General features: G+C 65.2%; 1 protein-coding gene. It reads right to left on the bottom strand.

The window, feature by feature from the left end; all coding sequences use genetic code 11:
* Nucleotides 1-956, bottom strand: a 956-nt coding sequence (locus DBR22_RS00090) for an S-(hydroxymethyl)mycothiol dehydrogenase (RefSeq protein WP_108597212.1), incomplete at its 3' end; no start/stop codon positions are given.
* Nucleotides 957-1095 lie beyond the last annotated feature (139 nt).

Genomic DNA, 1095 nt, shown 5'->3' with positions numbered 1-1095 from the left:
ACCAGCATCGGGAAGTCGCGGGAGGGCAGGCAGTCGCCGTACCAGGAGGATTTCAGCGACCCGCCCCGGCCGAAGACGTCCAGCAGGGGCAGTTCCAGCGTCATCTCCGGCGTCGGGACGCCTACGAGGACCACGCGGCCGGCGAGGTCGCGTGCGTAGAAGGCCTGCTTGTACGTTTCGGGGCGGCCGACGGCGTCAATCACCACGTCAGCTCCATTGCCTCCCGTGAGGGCGCGGATGGCTTCGATGGGGTCTTCCTTGCTGGAGTCGATGCCGTGCGTGGCACCCAGCGACTTGGCCATTTCGACCTTATTGGCGTCGATGTCGACGGCGATGATGGTGGTGGCGCCGGCCAGCTTGGCGCCGGCGATCGCGGCGATACCCACGCCGCCGCAGCCGATCACGGCCACGGACTCGCCGCGCTTGACCTCGCCGGTGTTGATGGCGGCGCCGATGCCTGCCATCACGCCGCAGCCCAGCAGGCCCACGGCGGCAGCATCAACTTCGGGGTCCACCTTGGTGCACTGCCCGGCGGCAACCAGGGTCTTCTCTGCGAAGGCGCCGATGCCCAGGGCGGGGGAGAGTTCGGTGCCGTCCTCAAGAGTCATCTTCTGCGTGGCGTTGGCCGTGTTGAAGCAGTACTGCGGCTGGCCCTTGGCGCAGGCCCGGCATTCGCCGCAGACAGCACGCCAGTTCAGGATCACCCGGTCACCGGGTGTAACAGAGGTGACGTCGGGGCCTACTGCGCTGACCACGCCGGTTGCTTCATGGCCCAGCAGGAAGGGGAAGTCGTCGTTGATTCCGCCCTGCTTGTAGTGCAGGTCCGTGTGGCAGACGCCGCAGGTGAGGATGTCCACCAGCGCTTCGCCCGGTCCCGGATCCGGCACCAGAATGGTCTCCACTGACACCGGAGCGTTCTTTTCCCTGACAATCACTGCTTGTACTTCATGCACCATTGGCTGGCGTCCCTCTTCTGAGTCCGGAGACTCGCTTGTCCGTTATGTAAGAACTAGTTGTTCTGGGGAAGCCGAACAGCTGCATGCCCCGCCGTAGCTCCTAGAGTCTTTGTATCTTCGCGTCGGAGCCACGGCGTTC

Source organism: Arthrobacter sp. HMWF013 (assembly GCF_003061105.1).
Classification (GTDB): domain Bacteria; phylum Actinomycetota; class Actinomycetes; order Actinomycetales; family Micrococcaceae; genus Arthrobacter.
The sequence above is the reverse complement of the archived record's forward strand: the minus strand, read 5'-3'. Positions and strand labels throughout refer to the sequence as shown.